At 66.0% G+C, this 11990-nt stretch carries 7 protein-coding genes; 3 read left to right on the forward strand and 4 right to left on the reverse strand.

Annotation, left to right across the window (positions count from 1 at the left end; translation table 11 throughout):
* Window positions 1-4: 4 nt before the first annotated feature.
* Window positions 5-1453, reverse strand: a complete 1449-nt coding sequence (locus ACFVTD_RS08380) for a DUF222 domain-containing protein (protein WP_387560826.1) — start codon at window positions 1451-1453, stop codon at window positions 5-7.
* A 240-nt stretch (window positions 1454-1693) separates the two neighbouring features.
* On the opposite strand from ACFVTD_RS08380, the gene ACFVTD_RS08385 reads away from it, so the two are divergent.
* Window positions 1694-2932, forward strand: coding sequence for an IS110 family transposase (locus tag ACFVTD_RS08385; protein WP_387560829.1), 1239 nt, complete (start codon window positions 1694-1696; stop codon window positions 2930-2932).
* 96 nt (window positions 2933-3028) lie between these two features.
* On the opposite strand, the gene ACFVTD_RS08390 is transcribed toward ACFVTD_RS08385, so the two are convergent.
* The gene (locus ACFVTD_RS08390; RefSeq protein ID WP_387560832.1) at window positions 3029-5050 is read right to left on the reverse strand and encodes an ABC transporter ATP-binding protein; all 2022 of its coding nucleotides are present in this window, start codon (window positions 5048-5050) and stop codon (window positions 3029-3031) included.
* Complete coding sequence (locus ACFVTD_RS08395; RefSeq protein ID WP_387560835.1) at window positions 5047-6795, reverse strand: ABC transporter ATP-binding protein; 1749 nt, start codon at window positions 6793-6795, stop codon at window positions 5047-5049. Before ACFVTD_RS08395 ends, ACFVTD_RS08390 begins: the two co-directional genes overlap by 4 nt.
* A 231-nt stretch (window positions 6796-7026) precedes the next feature.
* On the opposite strand from ACFVTD_RS08395, the gene ACFVTD_RS08400 reads away from it, so the two are divergent.
* Window positions 7027-8262, forward strand: coding sequence for an MFS transporter (locus ACFVTD_RS08400; RefSeq protein ID WP_387560838.1), 1236 nt, complete (start codon window positions 7027-7029; stop codon window positions 8260-8262).
* Here the strand turns inward: ACFVTD_RS08400 and ACFVTD_RS08405 are convergent.
* Complete coding sequence (locus ACFVTD_RS08405) at window positions 8216-9307, reverse strand: SDR family oxidoreductase (protein ID WP_387560841.1); 1092 nt, start codon at window positions 9305-9307, stop codon at window positions 8216-8218. The two genes, ACFVTD_RS08400 and ACFVTD_RS08405, sit on opposite strands and share 47 nt — an antisense overlap.
* A gap of 327 nt (window positions 9308-9634) precedes the next feature.
* On the opposite strand from ACFVTD_RS08405, the gene katG reads away from it, so the two are divergent.
* Window positions 9635-11929: a catalase/peroxidase HPI gene (katG, locus tag ACFVTD_RS08410; RefSeq protein ID WP_387560844.1), complete on the forward strand. Its 2295-nt coding sequence runs from the start codon at window positions 9635-9637 to the stop codon at window positions 11927-11929.
* Window positions 11930-11990 lie beyond the last annotated feature (61 nt).

An 11990-nucleotide genomic window follows, 5' to 3' on the forward strand; every position in this document is an offset into this window, starting at 1 on the left:
CTTGCTAGGAGGCAGCGAGATAATCCACGACAAATAGCTCCAGCACGCTGGACCCTTCCGGAAGCCAGCCCGGCGGCCAGAGGGTCGGTTCCCGGTCCGGTTGTTCGGCGGTGTATTTCCGCCCGGTGGGTGAAGTCCACGCCGGTGGCTCATTCCTGGAAGCGGCACCCGGACTCCAACCGGTCCGATGCTTGAGGCGGTGGTGCTTGGGGCACAGCTGTCCCAAGTTGCTGATCCCGGTGGCACCTCCGCGCTCCCAGGACCTGAGGTGGTCCGCCTCATTGTCTGGGCTGGGGTTGCTGCACCCGGGGAAGGTGCATTTTCCATCCCGCATCTTCAACCACCGCTTCAGCGATTCCGTGAGCCGGTAGTTGGTGCGGCCAAGTTCCAGCGTGGCTCCGTCGCGGGGGTCCACCAAAACGCGGTAGAACGAGTTGGCACCTTCTGCGACAAGCTTGCGCGCCATGGACGCGGGGATGGGCCCGTAGTTGTCCAGGTCGGCAGGCTCGTCTGTAGTACCGAGGAGGGAAAGGATTGGTACCGTGACCAGCACATCGGCTTTGAGGGACGGCCCGGGTCCGGCGAGGTCATCGGTGTCACCGAGCAGCAATTTTACGGCCAGGTCTGCCCGGAGCTGGGTGAGGGTCCGCGCTTCATTCGGCCCCTGCAGGCCGCGGGCCAGCGCAGATGATTTGTTCCAGATGGCACAGCCTTTATCCGCCGCCACGTACAGGGAAACCCAGGCCATGCCGTCCCGGTCCGGTTTGTACTCCATCCGCCGATCCGCCATGGACTTCGCATGCCTGATGGTCAGGGACTCGGGGTGATGGCGTTCCCGCCAGGCACGTACTTTCCGACGGAAACGGCCCGGCACCAGCTCTCCGGCTGACGCACCCCGTGCCCCGTTCGGCACTTCGGGGTCCAGGAAGTGGGCTTCCAGGTTTGCTGTAGCTGCAGAGTCCAGGCCGCTGGTTTCGTCGACCATGACCTGGGCATGACGCCAGGAGATGACTCCGGCATCCATGGCGCTCAACGTAGCCGGAAGAGAGGTGGTGAGCGCATGGGCGTCCTGCAACAGCGCGGACGCGGCTCCCTCGCCGATGGTGAGCGTGCAGGCGACTTCGGCAACGACGCTCATGTCCCTCGCCGATGATTCATAAGCGCTCTCCGCCGGAGCTTCCAGGGCGGCGGCGGCCTTCGAATACTCCGAGAGCAGCCGGACTTTCACCGCTGCAGTGGCGGCTTCGACCCGGGCCACGATGCCCAGGCCGTCCAGGCAGGACTCGGAAAGTTCCCGAAGATGATCATGACTGTCCACGCTGCGAGCACTATTCCCGGAATCCGAAGAACCGCTCATGGCTGCTCTTAGTTCATCCACCGGCCCGGCCAGGGATGCGACGGCACCGGCGAGCCCGCCCGTGCCTTTCGCATCCACAACCGCTCCGGTTTCCATAACCCAAGACTGTCACGGGGGTCTGACAGTAATGATGGAATCGGCTTGTGCTGCGGTGTGGCTCTGGGTTCTGACTGACGCCCTGTAGGGGTTTGTCTTGAAAATGATCTGCCGCCGCAGCACAAGCTGCAGGAAACGCGGCGGCCAGGTGGACATGACCTAATAGGAGCCTGTTCGAATAAGTCCCATTACTGTCTTGTCTGCCCACCTGGCCGGCGTGCCCCGTTTTGTCCCCACCGCATGCAACGGAAAGGCCAGGGCAGTTTCATCATGGCAAAGCACCCTCTGAAAGTCATCGCAGGGATTGACACTCACTCCGATACCCACCATGTCGCCGTTATCAGCGACACCGGCGAACACCTCGCGGACAAGGAATTCCTCGCTGTCGGATCCGGGTATCGGAAGATCATCGAATTCATCACCACATTCGGCACCGTCCTGGCCATCGGGGTTGAGGGCACCGGCACCTATGGCGCCGAGCTGGCCCGGGTCCTGACCCGCGAAGGGTTACAGGTCTTGGAGGTCATGCGGCCCAACCGGCAGCACCGTCGGCTGCACGGCAAATCGGACCCATTGGACGCCTACCAGGCTGCCGAAGCCGTCTTGGCAGGCTCCGGGACCTCGCTGCCGAAGGCGCGTAACGGTGCCGTTGAGGCCATGCGTGTACTGCGCGCCGAGAGATCAACCGCGATGCGGGCAAGGGTAGCGGTGGTGACCCAGATCAAAAGCATCCTTGTCTCCGCCCCGGACACCTTGCGCGCCCGTTACCGGAGCATGACCGGCACCGCAATGATCGCCGCGCTGGAAAAATCACGCCCCGGCGGCGATCTGAACGATCCGTTGAACACCGCCGCGGTCGTGCTCAAACGCCTCGCCCGCCGCTACCGCGCGCTGGACCAGGAACTGGCCCTGGTCGACAACAAACTCGACGCGCTGGTCAGCACCCACGCCCCCATGCTCCGCGACCTGCGCGGGGTTGGCACCGACACCGCCAGCCAACTGCTGGTCACCATCGGCGACAACCCTGAAAGAATCACCACCGAGGCGAAGTTCGCAGCCCTCGTCGGAGTCGCGCCGATTCCGGCCTCGTCTGGGAAAACCACGCGCCACCGCCTCAGCCGCAGCGGGGACCGGCAGGCCAACAAAGCAATTCACCACATCACACTCGTGCGCATGAGCTGTGACGCGCGCACCAAGACCTACGTCAGTAAACGCCGGCAAGAAGGCAAAACCACCAAAGAAATCATCCGCTGCCTCAAACGCTACGTCGCCCGGGAAATCTACGATCAACTTGTCCATCCAAAACCTGCGCCGACTGCTGGGGAACTCCGGGCCCTGCGAACAGCCAAACACATCACCCTCCAAGCAGCCGCCGATAACCTCCGCATCTGGCCCTCAACCCTGTCCAGATTCGAACGTGGACTCACCCGCGACGACCACTTCTTCCAACGGTACTCAGACTGGCTCAACACCAATTGACTCCCATAGGAGCATCATTCTAAGTTCAGCGATCCCGGCATTGGCCTCAAACTCGTGACCAGCCACCAGCGTGCTCCCGCCGGGAACCAAGTGCCCTCAGACCTCCGCCACCGGCGCCGCGAACTGGGCCTCGTACAGGCGCGCGTAGGCCCCGCCGGCGGCCAGCAGGGAGGCGTGGGTGCCCTGTTCCACAATCTGGCCGGCCTCCATCACCAGGATGAGGTCGGCATCGCGGATCGTGGACAGCCGGTGGGCAATCACGAAGGACGTCCGGTCGGACCGCAGCGCGCTCATGGCCTTCTGAACCAGCACCTCGGTCCGGGTGTCCACGGAGGAGGTCGCCTCGTCAAGGATCAACACTGAAGGCGAAGCCAGGAACGCCCGGGCAATGGTCAGCAACTGCTTCTCGCCGGCGGACACGTTGGACCCCTCGTCGTCCAGCACGGTGTCGTACCCCTCGGGCAGCGAGCGCACGAACCGGTCCACATACGTTGCCCGCGCCGCCTCCAGCACCTCGGAAGAAGACGCAGTGGGCCGCCCGTACGCAATGTTGTCCCGGATGGTCCCGCCGAACAGCCACGTGTCCTGCAGCACCATTCCCATCCGCGAGCGCAGGTCGTGCCGGCTCATGGTGGTGATATCCACGCCGTCCAACGTGATCCGCCCGGCATCCAGCTCGTAGAACCGCATCATCAGGTTCACCAGCGTGGTCTTGCCCGCACCGGTGGGCCCCACAATCGCCACCGTCTGCCCCGGCTCCGCCACCAGCGATAACCCGCTGATCAGCGGCTTGTCCGGGGAATAGGAGAAAGAGACGTCCTCAAAGACCAGCCGGCCGCGCGCACGTCCGTCCGGACTCTGCAAAACAGCAGGATCGGCGGACTGCTCCTCCGTATCCAGCAGCTCAAAGACCCGCTCGGCCGAGGCCACCCCGGACTGCAGCAGGTTGGCCATGGACCCCAGCTGCGCCAGCGGCTGGGTGAACTGCCGCGAGTACTGGATGAACGCCTGCACATCGCCCAGCTGCATCGCCCCGGACGCCACCTGCAGGCCACCCACCACGGCGATCCCCACGTACACCAGGTTTCCGATGAACGTCATGGCCGGCATGATCAGCCCGGAAATGAACTGCGCCCCGAAGCTCGCCTCATACAGCTCCGCGTTCTTCTGCCGGAACCGCTCCCCCACCTCGCGCTGCCGGCCGAACACCTTCACCAGCGCATGCCCGGTGTAGGTCTCCTCGATCTGCCCGTTCAGCTCGCCGGTGTTCTTCCACTGCTGCACGAACAGCTTCTGCGAGCGCTTGGCGATCAGCGTGGTGATCCCCAGCGTCAGCGGGATGGTCACCAGCGCGATCAGCGCCAGCGTGGGCGAGAGGATGAACATCATCACCAGCACGCCCAGCACTGTCAGCACGGACGTCACCGCCTGCGAAATGGACTGCTGCAGGCTCTGCGAGATGTTGTCCACATCGTTGGTCACCCGGCTGAGCAGCTCACCGCGCTGAATCGAATCGAAGTACCGCAGCGGCAGCCGGTTGATCTTGGCCTCGATCTGCTCGCGGAGCCCGAACACGGTCCGCTGCACCACGCCGTTGAGCACATACGCCTGCCCCCACATGAACGCCGACCCCAGCACATACAGCACCAGCGCCCACGTCAGTACGGTCGCCAGCGCGCCGAAATCGATGCCGGCACCCGGCGTCAGAGTCATGGCGCTGAGCATGTCCGCCTTCTGGTTGTCCCCAGACGCCCGCAGTGCCGCAATCAACTGCGCCTGCGTCATACCCGGCGGCAGCTGCTTGGACACGACGCCGGAAAAGATCAGGTTGGTGCCCTCGCCCAGCAGCCGGGGCCCGATCACCTGCAGGACCACGCCGGCCACCGCCATGGCCAGCACCAGCACCAGCCAGAACCGCTCCGGCCGGAGCGTTCCCAGCAGGCGTTTGGCGGAGCCGCCGAAGTTCATCGCCTTCTCCGCCGGCACGTTCATCCCGGCAAAAGGCCCGCCCCGCCCCGGTCCGCCGGCAGGACGGGGAATGCGTACGACGTCGGCCTGGCCCGGTTTCGAAGCGGGCGCACCTTCAGTGCCGCGTGTGGATGCGGGTCCCTGGCTCATACCGTCTCCTCCGCTGCCAGCTGGGACGAAACGATCTCGCGGTACGTCTCCGAGGTCTCCAGCAACTCATGGTGCGTGCCCTGCGCAACGATCCTGCCGTCGTCGAGCACCAGGATCTGGTCGGCATCGACAATGCTGGACACGCGCTGGGCGATGATCACCATGGTGGCGCCGGCGATGTTGCGCTTGAGGGCCTGGCGCAGCCTGGCATCCGTGCCGGTATCAAGGGAGGAGAACGAATCGTCGAAAATGTACAGTTCGGGCCGCTTGACCAGGGCCCGGGCAATGGCCAGCCGCTGGCGCTGCCCGCCGGAGACATTGGTGCCGCCCTGCGCGATGGGCGCGTCCAGCCTTTCGTCCATCTGCTCCACGAAGTCCCGTGCCTGGGCGATCTCCAGGGCGCTCCACAGTTCGTCCTCGGTGGCATCCGGGTTGCCGTACAGCAGGTTGCTGCGCACCGTCCCGGAAAAGAGGTAGGGCTTTTGCGGCACCAGCCCGATGTGCCCCCACAACAGGTCCGGGTCCAGGTCCCGCACGTCCACGCCGTCCATCAGCACCGCCCCGGAGGTGGCATCGAACAGCCGCGGCATCAGGTTCACCAGGGTGGTCTTGCCCGAGCCGGTGCTGCCGATGATCGCCGTGGTCTGCCCCGCGCGGGCGGTGAAGCTGATCCCGGACAGGACGGGCTGGTCGGCACCCGGGTAGGCGAATCCGACGTCGCGCATTTCCAGCTCGCCGCGCCGCTGCTTGCCGGCGAAGGCCGCACTGGTGACCGGCTGCTTCGGCGGCATGACGCTGGAGCTGGTGCCCAGCACCTCGCCGATCCGGTCCGCGGACACCGACGCACGCGGAATCATCACCGCCATGAAGGTGGCCATCATGACCGACATCAGGATCTGCATCAGGTAGCTCAGGAACGCGATCAGGGTTCCCACCTGCATGGACCCGTCCTCGATCCGGAATGCGCCGAACCAGATCACCGCCACGCTGGAGACATTCAGGATCAGCATGACCGTGGGGAACATCAGGGCCATCAGCCGGCCTGCGCGGAGGGCTACATCGGTGACGTCGGTGTTGGCGCCGGCGAACCGTTCGGTTTCCATGTCCTCGCGCACGAACGCCCGCACCACCCGAATGCCGGTGAGCTGCTCGCGGAGCACCCGGTTCACGGTGTCGATCCGCGCCTGCATCTTGCGGAACAGCGGCACCATCCGCGTCACGATGAGCCCGACGGCGATCAGCAGCACCGGGACGCACACGGCAATCAGCCAGGACAGTTGGGCGTCCTGCCGGATGGCCATGATCACCCCGCCGATGCTGAGCATGGGCGCGGCCACCATCAGGGTGGCGGACATCAGCACCAGCTGCTGCACCTGCTGGACGTCATTGGTGGAGCGGGTGATAAGGCTGGGCGCACCGAACTTGGTGACTTCCTGTTCGGAGAACTGCCCCACCCGTTCGAAGATGGCGCCGCGCAGGTCCCGTCCCAGCCCCATCGCGGCCTTGGCACCGAAGTACACCGCCACCACCGCGCACGCGATCTGCGCCAGCGTGATGAGCAGCATGACGCTGCCGGTGGACAGGATATAGCCGGTGTCGCCCCGCGCCACGCCTTGGTCGATAATGTCCGCGTTCAGCGTGGGCAGGTACAGGGACGCGATGGACTGCGCCAGCTGGAAAACCACGACGGCGGCCAGCAGCGGCCGGTGCGGCCGCAGGTATTCGACGAGCAACTTCCAGAGCATACGAAAAAGGCCCTCACCTGACGGAGTGTCCACAAAACGTGGTGCGAAGGTCAGTGTACGTCCGTGGAGAGCCGATGATCCTTACAGTTGGCTGGGAAAATCGCAGGTTCTCCCACGGCGTATTCGGCGGACTCGCCGGGGATCCACCGGCACCGGTGGGTACCTCAGTGTGAGAGAACTGGATGGGCGCCAACAGCGCCCCACCCCCACCGAAGGATGGAAGAAACAACGATGTTTGCCGGCACACGGAACCCGTCCCAGCGCACTGCCAGGTTTGGAGCCGCCTTCATCGGCGTCCTGCTCATCGCAGTCAACCTCCGGGTGTCCTTCGTCAGCGTCGGGCCCGTCCTGGTCAACATCAGCAGCGACCTGAGCCTGTCCAGCGCCGCAGCCGGATTCCTCACCGGCCTCCCGCTCATCGCTTTCGCCGTCTTCTCACCCCTGGCGCCCAGCTTTGCCGCGCGGCTCGGCCTGGACCGGGCACTGTGGATGTCATTGCTGATCCTCGCCTCAGGCATTGTGCTCCGTTCCCTGCCTCTGCCCGGCTTCATCTGGGCAGGGACGGTGCTGATCGGCGTGGCCATAGCGTTCCTCAACGTCCTGGTTCCCTCCCTCGTCAAACGGGACTTTCCGTTGCGGGTCAGCCAGGTCACCGGCAGCTACACCGCTGCCCAGGCCGCGTTCGCAGCGGTGGGGGCCGCCGTCGTCGTTCCCGTAGCGCAAACCTCCCCGGCGGGTTGGCGGCTGGCCCTGGGAGCCTGGGCGGGGCTGGCCCTCATCGCCATGGCCGTACTCCTACCCTGGCTGCGCCGGAACGGGACAGCCGCCGGGCACGCCGCAAAGCAGGAGTCTGCCCATCGGTCGCCGTGGAGCTCGGCGCTGGGCTGGCAGGTGACTGCATTCATGGGGCTGCAGTCGATCGCCTTCTACGTCCTGATGGCGTGGCTGCCCACCATCGAACAAAGCCGCGGGATCCCCGCCACCACCGCCGGCGTGCATCTGTCCGTTTTCCTGCTGATCAGCGTGTTCGCCAGCCTGGCGGCCGGGGCGGTCCTGCACCGGGGACCGGACCAGCGGCTGGTGTCCTTCACCGGCGGGGCGTTGGTGTTCGCAACCTTCCTGGGCCTTGCGCTGGCTCCTGACCTCATCCTCCTGTGGGTCCTGCTGGGCGCTGCCGGGTGCGGAAGCCTCATTGTCATCGCCTTGTCGCTGTTCAGCCTCCGGACCGTGAACCATCCACAGGCAGCATCCCTGTCCGGCATGGCACAGTCCGTGGGCTACGGCCTGGCCGCGGTGGGCCCGGTGGCCTTTGGTGCCCTTAGGGATGCCAGCGGGGACTGGACACTTCCGCTGCTCGGAACCGCCGGAGCGATGGCCGTCCTGGCAGTGGCCGGGTTATTCGCCGGCCGGGACCGGGTGATCAGGGAATCAGGTTCCCGGCGCGGTAGCGGTCAAACAGCGACGTAAAGGCATCCAGCGTCCGCCGGTACCCTGTGAAGCCGGCGTCCCTGCTCTTCCCCATGTCCGTGACCACCTCGATGTTCCGTCCCAGGTCACCGTCCGTGTGCCACCAGGACGCCACGCGGCCCAGGTCCGGTTCGCTCAGGTTGTTCTCCTCGGCAATCCGCCGCCACTGGTCCTCCCGCCCTGCCATCGACCGTTCCAGCGGACGGGGCGCCCCCTGGTATCCCTCCCACTCCACGCCGAAGTAGGCGGCGAGTTTCGGCCACATCCAGCGCCAGCGGAACACATCGCCGTTGACGATGTTGAAGGCCTCGTTGGCAGCCCCGGGGGTGGTTGCAGCCCAGAGCATGTGTTCGGCGAGCAGGCCGGCATCCGTCATGTCCGTGAGCCCGTTCCACTGCGTTTCCGACCCCGGGAAGACAAACGGCTCCCCGCTGTCCCGGCACAGGGTGGCCTGCGCGGCGAGGGTGAGTCCCATGTTCATGGCGTTGCCCACCGCATGCCCAATGACGGTGTGGGCGCGGTGGACGGACCAGGTGAACCCCTGCCGGGCCGCGGCCGCCCAGAGTTCGTCCTCCTGGGCGTAATAGAAGTTCGGCACCGGAAGGCGCGGTTCCTCCTCATGGAAGGGGGTGTCCGGCATTTCTCCGGCGGCGTAGGCCTCGAACGGTCCCAGGTAGTGCTTGAGTCCGGTCATCAGGGCGACGTGTGCCACGGCCTTGCCCTGCAGTGCTGAGAGGAGGTCACGAACCATGCCCGCGTTGACGGCGATGTTCTCTTCCTCGGTGTCCCGGCGGGACCAGGCGGTGAAGAAGACGTGTGAGGGGTTCTCCGGACCCAGCACAGCAGCAAGGGATTCAGCCGAGGTCAGGTCCGCGGAAAGCCACCTGACGCCGGCGCGTCCGGGGCCGGGCCGGCGGGACAAGGCCAGGACTGACCACCCTTCGCCAGCCAGGGTATCCACCAGGGCGGACCCTGCGATGCCGGTGGCCCCTACCACCAGCGCTGTCTGTCCATTGCCCGATGCTGTTCCTGATCGGATGGTCATAGTGCTCCTTGTGGTAGGTGCTTGGTTGCATCCGCGCGTCACCGCGGCCTCACGCCTGGGCGGAGGCCCGCGCGCTGCGTTACGCCGGGACAGTGGGCCGGAATGGGCCCTCTGGCGACAAGTCGGAGCGTCAGTCAGATATTCCGGCGCCGGCAAATGGCTCTCAGACGGTGCCCTACAAATTGCAGGGTGCGGGGCGGTGACAGGCCGGGTTTCACCCCTGGCGTAGGAGGGTCTCCCCCGGTCACCCGTCCATGGTCAAATAGGAGGGTTGCACCGGCTGCCCGAGTCCAACCGCGGCCTCGGCCCAACGGAAGGAAGAAGCACATGACCGATCCCCAAGACCATCCCCCGGTCCCCACTCCCGGGAGCGCACAGGGCCTGGACCAGAAGGTTGAGGGCGGGTGCCCGGTGGCCCACGGCAGTGCCACCGCCCAGGGCAGTGAAAGCGAAAACCCGGCGATCGATTCCCCGCAGCCCAAGGGAACCCGCCCGCGGACCAACCAGGACTGGTGGCCCAACCAGCTGGACCTCTCCGTGCTGCACACGCAGGGCCAGGCAAGCAACCCGCTGGGCCCGTCCTTCAGCTACCGCGAGGAATTCCAGAAGCTCGACGTCGATGCCCTCAAGCAGGACATCAGCCAGGTCCTGACCACCTCCCAGGATTGGTGGCCGGCGGACTTCGGCCATTACGGCGGCCTGATGATCCGCCTGAGCTGGCACGCTGCGGGCACCTACCGCGTCTTCGACGGCCGTGGCGGCGCAGGCGACGGCAGCCAGCGCTTCGCGCCGCTGAACAGCTGGCCGGACAACGCCAACCTGGACAAGGCCCGGCGCCTGCTGTGGCCGGTCAAGCAGAAGTACGGCCAGAAGCTTTCCTGGGCGGACCTCCTGGTCCTCGCCGGCAACGTTGCCCTCGAATCCATGGGCTTCAAGACGTTCGGCTTCGCCTTTGGCCGCGAGGACGTGTGGGAGCCCGAACAGATCTTCTGGGGCCCCGAGGACGCCTGGCTCGGCGATGAGCGGTACACCGGTGAGGGCACTATGGCGGACAAGGTCGGCTCCACCGAGATGGGCCTCATCTACGTCAACCCCGAAGGGCCCATGGGCAACCCGGACCCCGTGGCTGCCGCCGCGTTCATCCGTGAGACCTTCAAGCGCATGGCGATGAACGACGAAGAGACCTTCGCGCTGATCGCCGGCGGCCACACGTTCGGCAAGACCCACGGCGCCGGCCCCGCAGACGCACACGTGGGCCCCGAACCGGAGGGCGCAGACCTCGAGGCGCAGGGCCTGGGCTGGCTCAGCACCTACGGCAGCGGCAAGGGCGGCGACACCATCACCTCCGGCCTGGAAGTCACCTGGACGGACAAGCCCACGCAGTGGAGCAACCGCTTCCTGGAGATCCTCTTCGAGTACGAATGGGAACTGGTCAAGAGCCCCGGCGGCGCCCACCAGTGGGTTGCCAAGAACGCGCCTGAGATCATCCCGGATGCCCACGACCCCAACAAGAAGCACCGGCCCACCATGCTGACCACGGACCTGTCCCTGCGCTTCGACCCCACCTACGAGCAGATCGGCCGGCGTTTCCTGGGGAACCCGGACCAGTTCGCCCTGGCCTTCGCCAAGGCTTGGTACAAGCTGCTGCACCGCGACATGGGGCCGGTGGGCCCGCACATGCTGGGTCCTTGGGTTCCGGAGGCGCAGCTGTGGCAGGATCCGGTCCCCGCCGTCGACCACGAACTGATCGGCGAACAGGACGTCGCCGGGCTCAAGGCCACGCTACTTGACTCCGGACTGACCATCCCGCAGCTGGCGGGAACCGCCTGGGCCTCGGCCGCAACGTACCGCAAGACGGACCGCCGCGGCGGTGCCAACGGCGCCCGGATCCGGCTGGAGCCGCAGCGCAGCTGGGATGCTCACGAGCCGGAGCAGCTGGCTGCTGTGCTTCCCGTGCTCGAGCGGGTGCAGGAGGAGTTCAACTCCGCACAAGCCGGCGGCAAGAAGGTTTCACTCGCGGACCTGATCGTCCTGGGCGGCGCTGCCGCCGTGGAAAAGGCAGCAGCCGACGCCGGGTTCCCCGTCACGGTGCCGTTCCGTCCGGGCCGCACCGACGCCACGCAGGAACAGACCGACGTCGAATCCTTCCAGTACCTGGAGCCTCGGGCCGACGGCTTCCGCAACTACCTGCGCCCCGGCGCGAAGGTCCAGCCGGAGACCCTCCTGCTGGACAAGGCGTACATGCTGGACCTCTCCGCGCCGGAGATGACGGCGCTGGTGGGCGGCATGCGTGCCCTGGGCACCAACGTGGGCGGTTCCGGCCACGGTGTGCTGACGGACAAGCCGCAGGTTTTGACGAATGATTTCTTCGTCAACCTGCTCTCGCCCGGCACCAAGTGGAAGGCCTCCGAGTCCGAGGAAAACTCCTACGAGATCACCGATGTTGCCACCGGCGAACTCAAATGGACGGCCACCCCGGTGGACCTGGTCTTCGGCTCCAACTCGCAGCTGCGTGCACTGGCGGAGGTCTACGCCAGCGACGACGCCAAGGAGAAGTTCGTGCACGACTTCGTGGCAGCCTGGGCAAAGGTCATGGAGCTGGACCGCTTCGACCTGAACTGACCGGGATGACCTGATCGCGGCTCCGGGCCGGCTGCATCAAGCAGCCGGCCCGGACCTTTTT

The organism is Pseudarthrobacter sp. NPDC058119, assembly GCF_042884655.1.
Taxonomy (GTDB): domain Bacteria; phylum Actinomycetota; class Actinomycetes; order Actinomycetales; family Micrococcaceae; genus Arthrobacter.

What these genes read in the sequence shown, in the direction of transcription:
- ACFVTD_RS08380 (WP_387560826.1), bottom strand. Translation starts at nt 1,453, where the DNA reads ATGGAAACCGGAGCGGTTGTGGATGCGAAAGGCACGGGCGGGCTCGCC.
- ACFVTD_RS08385 (WP_387560829.1), top strand. Translation starts at nt 1,694, where the DNA reads ATGCAACGGAAAGGCCAGGGCAGTTTCATCATGGCAAAGCACCCTCTG.
- ACFVTD_RS08390 (WP_387560832.1), bottom strand. Translation starts at nt 5,050, where the DNA reads ATGAGCCAGGGACCCGCATCCACACGCGGCACTGAAGGTGCGCCCGCT.
- ACFVTD_RS08395 (WP_387560835.1), bottom strand. Translation starts at nt 6,795, where the DNA reads ATGCTCTGGAAGTTGCTCGTCGAATACCTGCGGCCGCACCGGCCGCTG.
- ACFVTD_RS08400 (WP_387560838.1), top strand. Translation starts at nt 7,027, where the DNA reads ATGTTTGCCGGCACACGGAACCCGTCCCAGCGCACTGCCAGGTTTGGA.
- ACFVTD_RS08405 (WP_387560841.1), bottom strand. Translation starts at nt 9,307, where the DNA reads ATGACCATCCGATCAGGAACAGCATCGGGCAATGGACAGACAGCGCTG.
- katG (WP_387560844.1), top strand. Translation starts at nt 9,635, where the DNA reads ATGACCGATCCCCAAGACCATCCCCCGGTCCCCACTCCCGGGAGCGCA.